Source organism: Pseudomonas sp. P9_31, assembly GCF_034008235.1.
GTDB lineage: Bacteria > Pseudomonadota > Gammaproteobacteria > Pseudomonadales > Pseudomonadaceae > Aquipseudomonas.
The window spans coordinates 2,989,410-3,006,165 of sequence record NZ_CP125375.1 but is presented as its reverse complement, the minus strand read 5'-3'; the positions used below and the strand labels follow the sequence as shown (position 1 = coordinate 3,006,165).

Genomic DNA, 16,756 nt, shown 5'->3' with positions numbered 1-16,756 from the left:
CACCATGCTCAAGTACTTCGACCCGCATATTCATATGGTCAGCCGCACCACCGATGACTACCAGAACATGGCGGCCGCCGGCATCACCGGGGTGATCGAGCCGGCCTTCTGGCAGGGCCAGGCCAGGACCAGTGTCGGCAGTTTCATTGACTACTTCGACACGCTGTTGGGTTGGGAACGCTTTCGCGCCAGCATGTTCGGCATCCATCACTTCTGCACCATCGGCCTCAACCCCAAGGAGGCCAATGACCTGTCGGTGGCCAATGAAGTGCTGGAGATTCTGCCGCGCTACCTGGTGAAAGACGGCGTCGTGGCGGTCGGCGAAATCGGCTACGACGACATCACCCCCGAGGAAGATCGCTTTCTCGCCGCTCAGTTGGAGCTGGCCAAACAATTCAATTTGCCGGTGCTGGTGCACACTCCGCACCGCGACAAGATCGGTGGTACCAAACGCACCCTGGCGGTGATTCGCGAAGTCGGGATTGCCGAGCATCAGGTGATCATCGACCACCTCAACGAGTTGACTCTGCCGCTGGTGCTGGACAGCGACTGCTGGCGCGGCCACTCCATTTACCCCAACACCAAGATGTCGGAACAGCGCATGGTCGCCCTGTTGAAGGAGTACGGCACTGAGAAGATGGTGGTCAACAGTGCCGCCGACTGGGGGATCAGCGACCCGCTCAAGGTGCCAAAAACGGGCGAGGCGATGCTGGCTGCAGGGTTCAGTGAAGCCCAGGTCGAACAGGTGCTGTTCCACAACCCCGTGGACTTTTTTGCCCAAAGCGGCCAACTGGACAAAGCCCTCGTCAGCACCCCGCTGCCCATCGACCAGCGTCGGCAGTGGCAGGACAACTCCGCCCTGCGCGGCCAGGAACCGGTGATCAAATGAGTGCCGGCACGGGTTGGGCTGCCGCGCAGGTCGGTTATTGCAGCAATGTGCACCCGACCCGTGACCTGGCGGGGCTACGGTCATCCATCGAACAGCATTTTCAGGGCGTGCGAACACTGCGCGGGCTGGACGAGCAGGACAGTGGACTGTGGATCAGCGCCCTCGCCGCGGCCGAATTACAGCAGCCATCGGCTCGCGCGGACTTCCTGGACCTGCTGCAACGCAGCGGGCTGCGCCTGACCTCCCTTAACGGCTTTCCCTACGGCCAGTTTCATCAGGGCGCGGTGAAAGCCGAGGTTTATTTGCCGAGTTGGGCGGAGTCTGAACGGCTGGCGTACAGCCTGAATCTGGCGCGGATCCTCGCCGATGCCCTGCCGCCGGACTGTCCCCAGGGTGTAATTTCCACCGTGCCGCTGGGCTACGCCGCCAACTGGAACCCGCAGTTACAGCAGCGTGCCGAGCATCTGCTGCGCCAACTCACCGCTTCGCTGGCCAGGCTGCACCTGGAGACGGGCAAGAAGATCGTGTTCTGCCTGGAGATGGAGCCGGACTGCGTGCTGGAAAACACCGACCAGGCCATCGCCTTCTTCCACCGCTGGCAAGCCACGGACCCGCACCATGACTATTTGGCGTTGTGTTTTGATGTTTGCCACCAGGCCGTGGTCTTCGAGCACTGCTATCAGTCGCTGGAAAAGCTGCGTCAGGCCCGAGTGCCCGTCGGCAAGATTCAGCTGTCCAACGCGCTGATTTGTCGCCTGCCCGCTGAAAACGACAACCGACGCGAACACGTCCTCAAAACCTTGAGCGACTTCGCCGAAACCACCTACCTGCATCAAGTCAAAGCCCGTGATGCGCAGGAGCGGTTGTCGGGTTGGGCCGACCTTCCCGCAGCGCTAGAGGATTGCGCAAACAACCTGGGGCAATACCCCGAACTGCGGATTCATTTCCACATTCCGCTGTTCAGCGAACACTTGCTGCTGCCGGAACTCAGCGGCAGCCAGATCGCCCTGTCGCAGACCTTCGACTTTCTCGCAGACCATGGGGATTTTCGTCCTGTGCTGGAAGTGGAAACCTACAGCTGGGGCGTCCTGCCCGCCCAACTGCGGCCCACTACCGAGCACGCCCAACTCCAGGGAATCGTTGCGGAACTGCACTGGGTAGAAGACCAATTGCGGCAGCGAAAATTGCTGCAACCCCAATCGTGGGAGGCGTACGCCGATGCCCTCTGATCAACCGCGTCAACCGCTGCTGCTGATTAACGTGGTCGGGCTGACACCGGCGCTGCTGGGGCCGGCGACACCGCACATCAATGCCCTGTTGAAAACGGCCAAAATGGCCAGCCTGCAACCGGTGTTTCCGGCCGTCACGTCCACGGTGCAGTCCTCGATCCTCACCGGCCTGTCGCCGTCGGAACACGGCATTGTGGGCAATGGCTGGTATTTTCGCGACCAGGCCGAAGTGCGTTTCTGGCTGCAACCCAACGCACTGATCCAGGGTGAAAAAGTCTGGCAGCAGCTCAAGCGTGAGCTCCCCGGGTTTCGCTGCAGCCAGCTGTTCTGGTGGTACAACATGTATGCGGACGTGGATGCCGCCATCACCCCACGCCCTCACTACCCGGCTGATGGCCGCAAAATGTTCGGCCTGTATTCGACACCGGCCTCGTTGCACGAGCGTATCGAGCAGCAGATCGGCGAATTCCCTTTTCCGAGCTTCTGGGGCCCGGCGGCCGGCATCGCATCCAGCCGCTGGATCGTCGACTGCGCCATCGCCGAATTCCAGCTCGATCAGCCCGACCTGCAATTGGTCTACCTGCCCCATCTCGACTACAGCCTGCAGCGACTGGGCCCTGATCATCCGTCGATTGCCGACGAGGTACGGGCCATCGACAGTGAAGTCGGTCGCCTGCTGACCTTTGCCCAGGAGCAAGGCGCGGCGGTGATGCTGCTGTCCGAGTACGGGATCGAAGCGGTACAGCAATCTGTTTCCATCAACCGGCTGTTGCGCTCGGAAGGCTTGTTGCAGGTGCGCCAATCGCTGACCTGGGAGTTGCTCGACCCCGGCGCCAGCGCGGCCTTTGCCGTGGCCGATCATCAGATTGCTCATATCTACGTGAAGCAGGCGCAAGACATACCTCGCGTCAAAGCGCTGTTGCAACGCCAGCCCGGCATCGAGCAGGTGCTGGATAAAGCCGAACAACGGACCTGGCAGCTGGATCATCCGCGCAGCGGCGAGCTGGTGACCGTGGCCGCGCCGGGTTACTGGTTCGATTACTACTACTGGTTCGACGATAGCAAGGCTCCCGACTTTGCCCACACCGTGGACATCCATCGCAAGCCTGGCTACGACCCACTGGAGCTGTTCATCGACCCGGCCATTCGCTTCCCGAAATTGAAAGTGGCGCGTCGCCTGCTGCAGAAAAAACTCGGTTTTCGCTACTACATGGACCTGATTCCGCTGGACACCCGTCTGGTCCGTGGCAGCCATGGCCGCCTGCCCGAAAGCGAACAGACCGGCCCGCTGCTCATCACCAATTGCGATCTGCCGTTGCCCCAGCGCCTTGCGGCCACGGCGGTGAAGCAACTGCTCCTGGAACACTTCCTGGGGCACCCACACACCGACCCGGCCAATGCCAAGGAGCTTCCATGCGGCGAGCCATTTCTATAACAGTTCTGACTGCCCTGGCCGGTTTGGCTCAGGCTCAGAGCACGAACACCTTTGACTGCAACAACTTCCTGCAGTTTGAAGGAGACGTCGACAAGACCCGGACTGCGTTTGCGCAAAGTCCCGAGACCATGGCCTGGAACTGGTTCGTCTGCCTGAACCAGCCCGCCGCCGCGGGCAGCCCCAACCGCGAGTGGGAATCCATGAAGCCCTCCGACCAGGTCTACCTGGCCGATGGTGCCAAGCCCGCCGCCTACGGCACGCCCGTGCCGCCCCCGGACGCCGTGCTGACGAAAGCCAAGACACAAGGAATGGACCTGTCCCGAACCTTCCATAACATCAACGCCACGCAACAGGTCGATGGCTTGATTCTGGAAATGGGCGGTGCGGTGCCGACGACAGAAATTGGCCAACCCGTGCGCTTTCAACTGCTGATGGGCGAGGGAACTTTCGATTACATCGTGCAACGCCAGGTCTACAACATGAACGGCCAGGCTGCCTTGACCAGCAGCCTGGAGTTCCCCTCCACCGCCTGGGAGTTGAAATCCGCCTGGCTGTGGATCGGCTCCGACACGACCTACAAACAGACACTGGAAAACGACGGTTACTACATCGCCCAGGCCTATTACCTGCAAGACGGCAACTACCAGGTCGGTTATGCGGCGCTGAGCGGCTTGCACGTCGTCAACAAGCTGAATCCCGGCTGGGTCTGGACCACCTTCGAAAACATCAACAACAGCAAGTACACCGTCACCAACGCCATCCCGCCCACCCCGATAACCAACAGCACCGGGCCGACAGCCGCTGCCAAGCCCGTCAATAGCCAATTCCAGGCTCAATATCCCGGGTTGTCGAAGTACGAACTGATCGCAGTCCAGTCCAAAACCAACCCGACCTTGCTGGCCAACTCTCAGCTGGAGTCCGCCTTTCAGAGCCAGTCGTCGTGCTTTGCCTGCCATGACACCGCCGCGTACTCGAGAAAGAAGGGCTACTTCAATTTCGCCATGCAAGAACAGGGCGGCATCGTCTACCCCACCGCCGCCCTGCCGGACTCGGCCTTCACCGGTTACAACAAACTGGACTTCGTCTGGTCGCTCAAACGCGCCCAGTGGCAACGCTAAGGAGAGCATGACATGAGCGTATTGAATTTCCCCCGTATCTACCTCAACGGCCACATGTTCTGGAACCCGCCGACGGCCAACAACAACGATATGTACCCGCTCTACGATGCGGTAAAAATGCAGATGAACTGGCGGTTTCTTGATTACTACAACATCACGCCAGAGAATGCCGCCAGCACACTGATGCCCTGGACTATCGCCCCTCGGGTGTTACACGAGGCGCCCGACTACGTCACGCAGGTGCCGGGCAATGTCAAACAGAATCCTCCAACGATGATCCCCGGAGAATGGAACCTGTTCGGTGACAACGCCTGTGGCACCGTCAGCTACAACCAGACCCAGTCCGTCATCATCGGCGGCGAACTCCCGACCGGCGGGTACGTTGATCAGGATGCCCTGATTAACCAGAGCTACAACTTGCTCGGCAATCCCTTTGGCAGCAAGAGCCCCACCCCGGCCCGCTTTGTCGACGTCAGCCCCTGGCAGAACACCTTCACAGCGTTGTACTTCGACAAACTGGTGCTGGGCGACGATCAATGCGGCCTGACGCTCAAGCGTCAACACCGGATGCTCGATCGCTTCCTGAACTTCAACTGGGCAAACCTGGGTGGCCTGATTTATGTGACCACCACCTGGCAAACCTGCTTCCCGAAAGAAAACCTGACCTGGGCGATCAGCAATTCGGCCCTGCTGAAAAACCTCCAGGAACAGATGGAACTACAAAAAGCCAAAGGCCTGATGTTCCGGTTTTCCACCTACCTGACCTGCTACGACAAAAACGGCATTTTCAACAACTACCCCTACATCAACTCCCACTCCACCACCCCGACGGACATGGCCTATGTACAAGAGATGTACCAGAAAGGACTGGATAACGTCGCCAGCATCTTCTTCAACCCCGCCTACAGCCGCACCGTAGGTACCCTGGGCCTGTGGTTTGACGACGAGTTCCCCACCGCACCGGCAGGTCGGCGTCTGGTCCCCGGCAAGGCTGTGCCTCTTCAAAAACCCGGTTCCGACGCCACCAGCATGACGCTGGGCGTAATCTCGGCACAGGCCCATGGCGATACCTTGTCGCTGGACCTCACCAACACCTTCCCGTGCTATCCGATCGACAAGGCAGCTGACATCCCGATGGCCGAAAAATACGATGCCGGCAACTACCAACTGGGGATACGCCAGGACGGACAATTCACCCCATTGGCCAGTTTTGGCTTTGAAGACTATCAACAGGCGGCGTTCGACAAACGCTCCGGCATCCTTGACCTGCCACTCAGCGCCGACGCGCAGAAAAAGCTGCAAACCGGATCGCTGGAGCTGCAACTGGAGGGAACAACCCCCTTGCAAGCCGCGACCCAGCAGATGTGGACGGCCGAAGTGGTTGAGAGCGCAAGTTTCATCGACGTGGGCGACAGCAAGACGCTGCAGATCATGGTGCAATATGACGGCCGGCCGGCACCGGCCGGCACCGTGTTATCGGTGGCGGAGTATGGCAACGCCTACATGATGTGCACGACTGATTACTATCTGGCGTTCAGCAATCCGGCCGACTTTGCGTTGTTCCAAGACCATCCGAAAAATCGCGCCAACAACAGCTCCAACCTGCCGCAATTTACCGGTACTTGCGCGGTACAAAGCCTGGTGACCGAGGGCGCTGGCCGTCGGCTCATGGCAACTCAGGCCGCAGATGATACCGATACCGGGAGACCGGTGAGCTATCAGGAATACCTGCCGACACCCGGCTCGGTCGCCCTGAGCCCCTGCCTGTCGTTCGACAACCCCATCCTCATGGAAGGTGTTCTTCAGGATCCCCCAAACAGCACCGTGCACTACTGCCTGACGCAGATTCAGACCGACGCCGATGGCATCGCACGACTGACCGTCAAGGCACAGGCTCCGGGCTTCCCGATCTTGCGTTTCTTCGTGCAGGAAGGTGAGCAGCCGCCCGAGATCCCTTTCAGCTTCAACTACATGAGCGCCTATACAGACTTCCTCGCACCGTTGCGGGTCCTGCCGCTGGAGCCCCAAATGCAGCAGGATTTTGTCGACGAATGGAACCAGATCTGCACGAAACCCGATGCCCGGGTCCTGATATGGGAAAGCTTCATCTACCCGCGCATCCTGCAGCCCTTCTATTACCTGTACCCGATCATGAGCAAATACATGCCGCTCAATTCGCTGGAACGGATAGAGGGTGCCGTCGACCAACTCATTGTGCTGATCAGCAAGGAGTACCAGGAAGAAAGCACACTCGCCATGCCCATCACCCGCGATATGTCACAAAGCCGACGCGCAGTACTGGAGCTCTGGGCGCAGGCCCTGGTGCAACAGAAATACCCACCCTTCCAGCTCAACATGAGCGACTACGAGTAAGGCTATAACAACAACGCTCACGCAGGACCACCGGGTGACGAGCCTGTCACCCGGCACTTCACAGGAGTGTCATATGAAAGCCAGCATCTTGAACCGATTGTTGCTGCTGACCCTGCTGCTCAGCCCAGCTCTATTCGCCCAGGCGGACAGCGGCGCCGTGTACTTCACCATGGGGGTGCACAACACCGAGGGGTGCAATGAACAGAATGGCAATTGCATCGCTAAACGAGCACCGGGCGACCCTTCCGATCCGTTTTTCCCGGCGTACTGGATCAGCGACTGGACCATGTACCGGGTGATGCACAACTACGAGAAAAACCCGCCGCCCTACAGCAATCCACCCACCACGCTCACCCCGGCGGACTACACCGTCTCCCGAGGTACCAGCTACTACGACACCGCTTACATCCCGCCGGATGGCGACGGTTTCGGCGCCATGATGGAGCACTACGAGAAATACTGCCTGCCGATCTTCCCGATCAAGAACAACAACTACACCTGCTCCTTCGTGTCCCTGGGCAACAAGGCGTACTTCCTGACTTACCCGCAAGACCGCCCCAAAGACATGCCGGCCTGTTGCATGTTTTCGCCGATGAATCATCCGCCGCGGCAAGACTTCATCCAGCACCTGCCCTACAGCGCCGAGCGCAGCAAAAACCTCGATGGCAGCGTGCAGGCCTACGCTCTGGACCTCGAATCACCGCAAGGTCCGATCCTGTTCGGCTATGCCTTCTACAAAAAACCGTCGGGACAACCGCCCTACCGGCATCCCCAGTCGTTCTTTTTCTCCGGTGACACCAGCGTCGCCAATGCCCCCATCGTCAGCCAGAACTACACCAACTTCCGCATCGCCAAACCGGACCCGGCCCAGACCTGGGCGCAGGTGGCCGCCATGTGCCCGGCGAATCCGCCGCCCTGCCAATTGTTCGAGCCACCGGCGTCACAGAGCAACGGCCAAAAGGCGCAGTGGAACAAGCTCATGCAGCGCAAACCCTGAACAACGACGAAGGATCGCCATGAAAACCACACTCAGTCTCACCATGATGCTACTGGGCCTGGCCAGTCTGCCGACACTGGCCCGGGAACAGGCCATGCCGTCGACACAGACCAGCAACCTGAATTGCCAACCCCCCAGCACCGCGCCGGCCGCCACGGCCAGTCAGGACCTGTTCGATCAATACAGCTGGCAGATGTTCATCGCCTTGAACTGGCCTGCACAGGATGGGCAGCGAGGTGATCCTGACTGCGCCAAACAGCCTGGGGATCCCGGCTACACCGTCTGGCAGACCTACAAGACCGTGGAGGAAATCTTTCTGCCGAGGGGGGCCGATCCTGGCCCGTGGAATACCCCGCAGACCGCCAAAAGCCTGGGCATCATCAATATCGCCGCGCTGAAGAACAGCACTCAGGTGAATGCCGTCGACCAGGCTGTCGGCGGCTGGCTGATCGACCAGGCCGGTAACCCGACTTACTACGACATCTCGGCCAACGAGACGTCCTATAACTACATCGTCGACAACAGCTTCTATAACGCCGATGTCGTTTCCAAAGCCAACAACATCAACTTTCCCTATGGGGTCATCGAGGTCAAATCGAGCTGGCGCATCCTCACCCCCAACGACAACGCCAGTCACTACCTGACCATGCTCGCGCGCGTGGCCAAGTTCGACGACCAAGGCCAGCGCACCGGCGTCACCGAGGCTTACCTGGGTTTGGTGGGCCTGCACATCATCACCAAGGCGAACGGTTATCCCCAGTGGATCTGGTCGACTTTCGAGCAGATCGACAACGTTGCGCCCAAGGCGTTGGTGAACGGCCAGTGGGTCGACCAGCCAACATCCGGCACAGCCTACTCCTACTTCAACCCCGCCGCCCCCGCCGCCTCCCTCAACCAATCACCCTGCGACTGGCAGACTCAGGGCGCACATTTGGTCTGCGTGCCCAAACCCGGCACCACGTTCCAGACACCGAACCCGCTGAACCGGGTCACCCCGATTGCCGAAGTCACCAACGGGGTCAACACCAACTACCGCACCGACCCGGACCTGCAAAGAAGCGTGCTGAAGTACTACCAGCTCATCACCACACAACGCCCGCTGATGCCGGACAACCCCAGCAACCCACTGGGGCAGCCGACACCCTCCCTGTCGGCCAACGTGACCATGGAGAGCTACATCCAGCCCAACAGCAGCTGCATGAATTGCCACTCCATGGCGACACCGGTCAAGAGCCCCTACAAGTCCGATTACTCCTACCTGTTCAAATTCGCCAATGCGCCTGTCGGCAAAACCACCAAGGACGAGGAATAGATCATGAGCATACTCAATGGACCACGGCTGAATTTCTGGGGCGGCATCCGCACGGACGTCAGCTTGCCGAACAACTCACCCACCATCCCTTACGACGGTGATGAGGAATGGCCGCTCTTCGACCTGACCACCTCGACCCTGGCACCGGGTGCCCAGTCTTACACCGACGATCAGCTGAACAACATGATCAACGCGCCCGACGGCGACTACTACACCGCCGGCGGCTGGAATCACTACGGGCAGCACGTCGTCGACATGCAGAACGCCTTGATCAGTTCCCAGGGTAATCCGGGCAGCATCAGCACCACCGGCGATATGGTGGGCCAGCCGGTCTATCTGCTCGGCTCGGTGGACCCGGTGACCGGACAGGGCCCCGTTTCCGGCCCGATGATGGTCGACCTGGACCCCACCTCCTCAACGACCACCCAGATATTCGTCGGCGGTCTGCAAATTGGCGGTAACAGCGACATCCAATTGCTGATTCGCGCGAACACGGTCTGCAGCAGCCTGGATGTCAAAAAGCGGGTGTTGGAGCCAGAGGAGATGGATGCGCCGGGTTCTTTCCGCCTCAGCGGCACGTTTCAGCTGACCTTTCCCCTGAGCAGCATCGTCAGCTGGAACCAGAACAGCAGTGGCCTGCGATCGATCATCCAGGCGCCGGGTGCGACAGGCATTGTCCTGCGCTTTGTCATGTTCGAGATGTGCCCCACGATGACCACCGAGCAACTGGATGCCGATTACGCCGCCGGCCGATACACCCCCAATCCGAGCATCGGCCGGGTCATCGGTACACTGGCTCCGGCTTTCGCGGACGAACCGAAGAACTGTCAGCCGGGCCGGCAGCTGGTCAACCAGAGCACCAAGAGCACTGGCTATGCCGATCTGGGCGACAGCGGCATCCTGAGCATCGACATGGTGAACGTCATCCCGAAGCAAACCTTCAGGGCCGTCAGAGACGACATCACCAGCCCCATCGGACCGAACGCGGATTACGGTCTCGTCACCATCTCTGCAGGCGCAACCACCCTGACCACCCTCGACCCGACAACCAGTCCGTTATTCAACTACTACGTGTATGGCGGCATCGTCGACCTGCCCCTGAGTACCAGCCAACAGGACGCGGTGCGGACCAACGAGCTGGCCATCACCGCACCCGACGAAGTTGCCGACACCACACTAAACGCAATCGAATCGACCTATAGGGTGTATGCCGATCAGCGCAACGTTTATCTGGAGGACTACCCCAATGGCCTGTCGATCACCCTGCAGGTGAGATGTCTGGGCGGCCCGGTCACCAAAGCCACCGAAATCGACCTGAAAGCCAGTCCACCTGCGGTATACAAAAATCCGCAGTACTGGAATTTCCTCGAGTTTCCGGCCTCGCTGACCGTAGAACCCGGCCAGCTCGCAGTCAGTTTCCCTGTCACCGTCAAACCGGGTACTGCCGCCCAAGCGGGCTTTGTCGCGCTGACCTACGCGATCAATGGCTTTAAAAACGGTGGCTACTTCACCAGTTTTCGCAAATACGCACAGACCGACTTCGGCATCCCCGCGGGCACCCCCATCACCTGGGAGCTGATGTACCCGAACGTCTTGCGTTTTCACTACCTGGCCTTCCCCGCCATGTCGCGCTACATCCCGCTCAATCAGCCCGACGCGGTCATGGGCGCCAAGAACCCCATCCTCGCCCGCACCTCGGACGCCTACAAAGGCACCACCCTGTTCATGCCCGTGGTGCGCTCGATGTCGCCCTGCCAGCGGGCACTGCTCCGGGCGTATCTCACCGGTGAACCGTGGCAACCGCCGCAGTAGTCGTGCCCCCTTGTCCATGGAGAGAGACCTTATGCCCGTTCCCGTTCATATCCCGGCGCAACCGACTGAAACGTTGCGCCCGAGCACGATCATCGCCGAGGGCCTGCTGAACCCTCGGGGCATTTGTGTGCAGGCCGATGGCAGCCTGCTGCTGACCGAAGCCGGCTCGGGCCTGCCGGACCAGCCCTTCAGCGGCCGCATCAGTCGACTTCGGCCGGATCCGCACAGGCCCGGCGCCTACCTGCCCCGCGAAACACTGGCGCAAGGTTTTCGCGCCATGAACATGCAGGCCCGCATGCTGCGCGATGAAATCATGGGGCTGTCGGACATCGCCTGTGGTGACGGGCGCTGTCTGGTCAGCCAGACCGATTACGTCGAAGGTTCCAAACTGCTGGACCTGCAATTCACACCGCCCGAACCGGTGTTTCACAGCCGTGGCAATCTGAATGCGCTGTGCTATCACCCGACCCGTCGCAGTTGGCTGGCGGTCAAACCCGATACCAACCAGTTGGTGGAGTTCACCACAGGACAGGACGAGCGTGTGTTGGTCCAGTTGCCCGAACTGGACCAGGGCCAGGAAGCCGTCCCCGTGACCCTGGTGTACGAACCGGCGACAGACGCCGTGCTGATCAGTCTGTTCTCCGGAGAGCTGCAGGGCGACCCCTCGCGCAAGGGCATCGACTTTACCGATAAGGCCGGCCAGGTGATTCGGGTCTGGCCTGCCAGCGGGCAAATCGAGATCCTGATTCGCGGCCTGCAACTGCCCACCGGACTGGCGCTGTGCCCGAAGGGGAATGTACTGGTCCTGGAGCTCTGCGACCGCCTTCAGCAACCCTTGCCGCCGGACTGGAACGGCGAACCACTGCATGGAGGCTTCACACGTTTCACGGGGCGACTGCTGAGCTGCAACCTGCAAACCGCCCAGGTCGCCGTGCTCGCCCGCGGCCTGGATACCCCTTCCAACCTGTGCCTGTTGGAGGGGGCGGTACTGGTGAGCGAAGGCATGGGATTAGCCGGCCGGCCACTGCCCACGCCAGACGACAACGTCGTCCCGTTGAGCGGTCGACTGCGTCGGGTGCCGCTCTGAAAAGCATGGCCACCAGCCGACGAAAACACCTTGCACGTGAACGGGTGCGGGCTATGCTCCCCAGAGCTGCCCCGCAGGACATTGGCTCCGGGCAGCAGGACCTCCGGTCTTGCCGTCCGGGCATCGCATCGCTGATTAGCAGGAAGCTTCATCACCTGGCGACGCAAACGCGTTCGCCGCGCGGTGTTCCCCAAGGAGGGAGCCATGCCCGCACCAGGACGGTACGCCAGCAGCGCACCCTCGCAGACCGAGGCGGCAAAATCCGCCGCTTCGCCTTGTCGCAACAGCCAGGCCATGCGCCGTGGAGGTCATCCACGTTACGTCGTCGACAGACAACGCATCACCGGCGGCATCTCGTCGGGACTGGATGAGGCGCTGAAAATCATCGCCTTGATTTCCAGCGACGTCGTTGCCCAAAAGGTGCAACTGACCCTCCAGTACAATCCTTGTCCTCCCTTCACCCGCGGCGATCCCTCCGTCGCCCGGCCACCTGTCCATACCCCTGGCGCCGGCAGCACGTGTGAATTTTCCGGCATGGCCGAGACCGTCACGCAAGTGCTCAAGAGCAAAGGTTATCCGCCGTAAAAAGTGCAGCAACCGCAGGGTTGATGCTGGTCCCCACGAAAGTCAGATGATCAAAGGACACGCGGCCGAACAGGCTGTCGCCTTCATTCGCGCAATGGCGCAGGGAGAACAACATGACGTTGCTTCGCATGGTCTTGGCCGGGCTGATGGTCTGTACGACATCCTCGGCAGCACTCGCCGAACTTGCTCCACAACCTTTCCTGGCACCGCCCAGACTCCTTGAAAAAGGACCTCCCGGCACGCTGAAGGCGAACGAGCTGGCGCTTGAGAAAACAGGCTGCAACCCCGCGGGCGACATCACCCGCGACGGTCAAACCGTCGAGCTGAACCTGCAAGTCCAGAAACGCGAAAATCAGATCTACAACCCGGGCAATCCCGATGGCGCGAAAGACAAGGTCAAACTGCGATCCTATGGCGGCTGCCTGTCCGGGCCGCTCATCGATGTGCGGCCAGGCAACACCCTGCGTGTGCACCTGGACAACCAACTGGAAAAAAACGATCCAAGCTGTCCGGGCGGAGGCGACCCGGCGAATGGCAAGCCGGGCTGCTTCAACACGATCAATCTGCATTACCACGGGATGCACGTCTCGCCTTCGGGCAACAGTGACAATGTGCTGTTGAACATTGCTCCGCAAACCAGGTTCGAGTACGAGGTCAACATCCCCACCGATCACCCTTCGGGTACCTTCTGGTACCACGCCCATCGACATGGCTCCACTGCGCTGCAAGTCGCCAGCGGTGCCGCGGGGGCCCTGATCGTCCGCGGCGACCGTCCCTACACCGGTGGCAAGCCAGGAGACATCGACACCATTCTCAAAGACGCTTCGGGACGCCCCATTACCGAGCAGGTCTTTCTGTTCCAGCAAATCCCCTATGCCTGCTTCGACGACAAGGGAGACATCATGCAGAAGGATGGCACCTGGACGTGCCCCAGCGGGAAAACAGGCGTGGTGGAAGACTTCGATGCGCAGCTCTCCTCGGCCACGGTCTGGGACGAGAGCGGTCGGTTCACCAGCATCAACGGCGTGGTCCAGCCGACGCTTGAGGGCATCGCCGCGGGAGAAATACAACGCTGGCGCTTCATTCATGGGGGTATCCACGACACTGTGAACCTGCAGATCGTGCCCATGAATACAACCAGTCCAAAAGCCCTGCTCGCGCTGAAAGGTGTGCTCAGCGGTACGCCGAAGGAACAGGCCGCCATGATCGCCGACCTGTGCCCGGCGACCGTGCCGGACACCAGCAAACCGGTCGAACTCGTGCCTCAGTTCGAGATCGCCGCCGACGGACTCACGCGCACCGCGATCCGCCCCATCGGCGTGAACAAAAAGAGCGTGAGCGGCGGCATCGGCAGCAACTTCCTGCAACCCGGTTATCGCAGTGATGTGCTGCTCATGTTCCCCCGCGACGGCACCTACTGTGTGCTGAACCAGGCGGCGACACCCGCTGAACGCGCCAATGCCGGCCCCAAAGGCGGCCCGGGCGGCCAAGGCCCGAACGAAACTCAATTGCTGGCCACGGTCATCGTGTCTGGCGGCAAGGCCGTGACAGACGATCCGCAAAGCTATATCCAGCAAGCGCTGTACGACGCCAACAAAGCGGACAAATCGCTCCCTGTCGCGGCCCTCGAAGGACTGCGAACCGGCGACCTGAAACCCTGGCGCGGGATGGATGATCTGAAGAACGCGGTGATCAACGACGACATCCAGAAGGTCGACTTCTTCATCGGCCATCCACCCTTCCCGCCCTCGCCGCCAGCCACAGCCCCCCAAAAGCCGGGAGATCCCTGGACCGGTGCGTTCGGATTTTTCATCAACTACAAGTCTTATGACCCGGACCGCATCGACTTCACCCGCCAGGTCAACACGACAGACGACTGGGTCCTGACTTCACAGGGAGAACCCCACATTTTTCACATTCACGTCAACCCGTTCCAGGTGATGGACGTGCTCTACGCCAAACCCGGCGAGAAACCCAAGAGCATTTTCGGCCCCAACGGCGAGTGCCTGGTGCCGGCCGACGAGCTGGGGCTGCAAAACCAGTACTGCGGCATGTGGCATGAGTTCAAGGACACCCTCTTTGTGCAGAACGACTACCAGGTTCTGGTGCGCACGCACTACGACCGCTACATCGGTGAGTTCGTCATCCATTGCCACATCCTCGACCACGAAGACGGCGGCATGATGACCAACATCCAGATCGTTCCAGACCTCAATGCCAAGGGCGGCGGCATTGGCATGGCAGGTATGAAGCACGCCTCGAATCAACCGTCGGACACCCACCAGCACTGATGGGCGATCCTTTTGCACCAAAATTGACGACAAGGAGTCGGTCATGACGCTTACCTCCACAACAGCCCCTGTCACCAACCCCACCTGGTACGGGCAGATCCGCGATCTATTTACCTCCGTAGACAGAGAACACATGGCCAGGCTAGGCCTTGATCTGGCCAGCTACAACGTCGTGATGGACCACGCCGGCAACATCTATCAACAGGTAGCGGCGGGCAACATGCCGCGAGGTAATCCCTGGCCTGCCGATTGGGTGGGCACCTTTCTCAACTGGATGAACAATGGCTACCCAAAGGGAACGCCCCCCGCCAACGCCACCGAAACGAATTTCGCCGCCAGGTCCCTGTTCAGCGTCGCGGCACCTGTCGGCAGGGTCCGCAAGGACATCACCACGCTGTCCAGCTACGAACTCGATCTGCTCAAGAAAGCGTTTTCCGCCCTCCTGGACAAGGATCCCAGCGACCCGAACAGCTATTTCGTGCAGGCCGGATACCACTGGTTGCCAGCCCCCAATACGTATTGCATGCACCATGTGCCGGGCTACAACCCTTGGCACCGGGCCTATCTGATCAGCTTCGAAAACGCCCTGAGGTCGGTGCCTGGCTGCGAGAGCGTGACCCTGCCCTACTGGGATATCACCACGCCCTTCCCCGACGTACTCAAGAGCCCGCCCTTCGACCAGTACGTACTGCCGCAAGCGGTAGGCCCCAAGTATCCCGAGGGTTACGTCACCACACGTTTTGACTATGACCAGATTGCCCAGAACCTTGTGCAGTACGGCGTGACTGCCGACATCAATCGGGCCATGAGCAAGACTGACTGGGAAGACTTTCACGGTTACTGGTCCGATGCCGACTACGACACCATCATTGCCGCCCATGACAGTGGCCACAACTCAATCGGCCTGACCATGCAGCATCAGGAAGTGGCGGCCTTCGACCCGGTGTTCTGGTTCTTCCATTGCAACTGGGACAGGCTGTTCTGGGAATGGCAGAAGAAGATGGGGGCCACCGACCTGCATGGCCTGCTCACCACCATCAACGACGTATCCGATCCCCTCAGCTATCAGATCTTCAACGATGCCGCGCTACAGTCCCTGAACCCGTTCACCAGCAACCCGCCGGAACTGAACACGCTCTCGATCATTGACTCGGTGAATCAGCTCGACGTCGACTACGCCCCCCCAGCGGCGGCCTCGCCGGTAGACTTCCTGCCCAAGACCCAGCGCACGCTCGCTGCGTCCAGGGGGTTCTCGGTCGAAGCCGACCAGGTCAACGTGCGGGTCAGCGGCGTGAACCGCTTGAAGATCCCCGGCAGCTTCTCGGTGCACTTGCAGAAGGATGGAAAGACCATCGCCTCCAAAGCACTGTTTCAGCCCGTGGAGGTTCAGACATGCGCCAACTGCGTGGCCAACGCCCTGGCCCACTTCGATTTCAAACTGCCGATAACCGCTGTACAGGGCGGCCAGCTGAGCGTCTGGGTCGAACCCGTGAACAAGGACTTCATCGGTGATCGGTTCCCGCAGAAGCTAATGGGCAACCCCACCATTGAGGTGCATCTGTTGTTGGAAACGCAGTAGCGCTGCCGCCAGGCTCAGAGGGTTGGATATCTCTGGGCCTGGAAGCGAT

Annotated in this window: 12 protein-coding genes; all 12 read left to right on the top strand. The window is 60.4% G+C overall.

The features are described from left to right. Positions 1–4: 4 nt before the first annotated feature. Positions 5–889, top strand: coding sequence for a TatD family hydrolase (locus QMK51_RS13160; protein ID WP_320394340.1), 885 nt, complete (start codon positions 5–7; stop codon positions 887–889). Continuing rightward, the gene (eboE, locus tag QMK51_RS13155) at positions 886–2,118 is read left to right on the top strand and encodes a metabolite traffic protein EboE (protein ID WP_258700381.1); all 1,233 of its coding nucleotides are present in this window, start codon (positions 886–888) and stop codon (positions 2,116–2,118) included. The genes QMK51_RS13160 and eboE overlap by 4 nt, the downstream gene beginning before the upstream one ends. Further along, a complete protein-coding gene (locus tag QMK51_RS13150) occupies positions 2,108–3,553 on the top strand; it encodes an alkaline phosphatase family protein (protein WP_320394339.1) in 1,446 nt (481 codons plus the stop codon). The genes eboE and QMK51_RS13150 overlap by 11 nt, the downstream gene beginning before the upstream one ends. Further along, positions 3,532–4,671, top strand: coding sequence for a hypothetical protein (locus tag QMK51_RS13145; RefSeq protein ID WP_320394338.1), 1,140 nt, complete (start codon positions 3,532–3,534; stop codon positions 4,669–4,671). Before QMK51_RS13150 ends, QMK51_RS13145 begins: the two co-directional genes overlap by 22 nt. A 12-nt stretch (positions 4,672–4,683) precedes the next feature. Then, positions 4,684–7,044: a hypothetical protein gene (locus tag QMK51_RS13140; RefSeq protein WP_320394337.1), complete on the top strand. Its 2,361-nt coding sequence runs from the start codon at positions 4,684–4,686 to the stop codon at positions 7,042–7,044. Positions 7,045–7,117: 73 nt separating this feature from the next. Next, complete coding sequence (locus QMK51_RS13135; protein ID WP_258700377.1) at positions 7,118–8,041, top strand: hypothetical protein; 924 nt, start codon at positions 7,118–7,120, stop codon at positions 8,039–8,041. Between the two features lie 19 nt (positions 8,042–8,060). Further along, positions 8,061–9,353: a hypothetical protein gene (locus QMK51_RS13130; protein ID WP_258700376.1), complete on the top strand. Its 1,293-nt coding sequence runs from the start codon at positions 8,061–8,063 to the stop codon at positions 9,351–9,353. Between the two features lie 3 nt (positions 9,354–9,356). After that, complete coding sequence (locus QMK51_RS13125; RefSeq protein WP_320394336.1) at positions 9,357–11,165, top strand: hypothetical protein; 1,809 nt, start codon at positions 9,357–9,359, stop codon at positions 11,163–11,165. A gap of 31 nt (positions 11,166–11,196) precedes the next feature. Continuing rightward, positions 11,197–12,252 (top strand): hypothetical protein, encoded by a 1,056-nt coding sequence (locus tag QMK51_RS13120; protein ID WP_320394335.1) that lies wholly within the window; start codon positions 11,197–11,199, stop codon positions 12,250–12,252. Between the two features lie 204 nt (positions 12,253–12,456). Continuing rightward, positions 12,457–12,837, top strand: coding sequence for a hypothetical protein (locus QMK51_RS13115; protein WP_320394334.1), 381 nt, complete (start codon positions 12,457–12,459; stop codon positions 12,835–12,837). Between the two features lie 113 nt (positions 12,838–12,950). After that, positions 12,951–15,128 carry a multicopper oxidase family protein gene (locus QMK51_RS13110; protein ID WP_320394333.1) on the top strand — a complete coding sequence of 726 codons (2,178 nt, stop codon included), beginning with the start codon at positions 12,951–12,953 and terminating at the stop codon, positions 15,126–15,128. 43 nt (positions 15,129–15,171) lie between these two features. Then, positions 15,172–16,707, top strand: a complete 1,536-nt coding sequence (locus QMK51_RS13105; protein WP_320394332.1) for a tyrosinase family protein — start codon at positions 15,172–15,174, stop codon at positions 16,705–16,707. Positions 16,708–16,756 lie beyond the last annotated feature (49 nt).

Bases quoted from the DNA above. Each gene is read 5' to 3' on its own strand.
- QMK51_RS13160 (WP_320394340.1), top strand. From the start codon at position 5: ATGCTCAAGTACTTCGACCCGCATATTCATATGGTCAGCCGCACCACC.
- eboE (WP_258700381.1), top strand. From the start codon at position 886: ATGAGTGCCGGCACGGGTTGGGCTGCCGCGCAGGTCGGTTATTGCAGC.
- QMK51_RS13150 (WP_320394339.1), top strand. From the start codon at position 2,108: ATGCCCTCTGATCAACCGCGTCAACCGCTGCTGCTGATTAACGTGGTC.
- QMK51_RS13145 (WP_320394338.1), top strand. From the start codon at position 3,532: ATGCGGCGAGCCATTTCTATAACAGTTCTGACTGCCCTGGCCGGTTTG.
- QMK51_RS13140 (WP_320394337.1), top strand. From the start codon at position 4,684: ATGAGCGTATTGAATTTCCCCCGTATCTACCTCAACGGCCACATGTTC.
- QMK51_RS13135 (WP_258700377.1), top strand. From the start codon at position 7,118: ATGAAAGCCAGCATCTTGAACCGATTGTTGCTGCTGACCCTGCTGCTC.
- QMK51_RS13130 (WP_258700376.1), top strand. From the start codon at position 8,061: ATGAAAACCACACTCAGTCTCACCATGATGCTACTGGGCCTGGCCAGT.
- QMK51_RS13125 (WP_320394336.1), top strand. From the start codon at position 9,357: ATGAGCATACTCAATGGACCACGGCTGAATTTCTGGGGCGGCATCCGC.
- QMK51_RS13120 (WP_320394335.1), top strand. From the start codon at position 11,197: ATGCCCGTTCCCGTTCATATCCCGGCGCAACCGACTGAAACGTTGCGC.
- QMK51_RS13115 (WP_320394334.1), top strand. From the start codon at position 12,457: ATGCCCGCACCAGGACGGTACGCCAGCAGCGCACCCTCGCAGACCGAG.
- QMK51_RS13110 (WP_320394333.1), top strand. From the start codon at position 12,951: ATGACGTTGCTTCGCATGGTCTTGGCCGGGCTGATGGTCTGTACGACA.
- QMK51_RS13105 (WP_320394332.1), top strand. From the start codon at position 15,172: ATGACGCTTACCTCCACAACAGCCCCTGTCACCAACCCCACCTGGTAC.